This is a genomic window from Duganella violaceipulchra (assembly GCF_019166075.1).
Taxonomy (GTDB): Bacteria; Pseudomonadota; Gammaproteobacteria; order Burkholderiales; family Burkholderiaceae_D; genus Rugamonas; species Rugamonas violaceipulchra.
In genome coordinates this window covers 1-357 of the sequence record NZ_JAHTGR010000155.1, presented here as the reverse complement: position 1 = coordinate 357, position 357 = coordinate 1, and the positions used below count along the sequence as shown (strand labels likewise).

The window sequence follows — 357 nt, the reverse complement described above, 5'->3', positions numbered from 1 at the left end:
CCGGCAGCGTATTGATGAACATGCCCAACACCCGGTCGGAACCGGCGCCGCCCTGCATGCGGCCGAACAGCACCGTGCCGAACACCACGTCGCGGCGTCCCGACAGGCGCGCCAGCACCTGCGCCCAAGCCAGATGCATCAGGCTGGCGGCACTGACGCCCTGCGCGCGCGCCTGCGCACGCAGCTGCAACGCCAACGGGGCCGGCAACTGCTGCTTTGTTTCCCTGATCCGCGAACCATCGCCGCGCACGTCCAGCAGGCCGTATGGCAGCGTCGGCTCGTCGATATCGGACAGCATCTGCGTGAAGAAAGCCTCATGCTCGGCGCGGCTCACGCCCAGGCGCGCCTGGGCGATGA

Annotated in this window: 1 protein-coding gene; it reads right to left on the bottom strand. The window is 68.9% G+C overall.

Annotated features, from left to right (window positions below):
* Positions 1 to 357, bottom strand: a 357-nt coding sequence (locus KVP70_RS33450) for a condensation domain-containing protein (RefSeq protein WP_229225271.1), incomplete at both ends; no start/stop codon positions are given.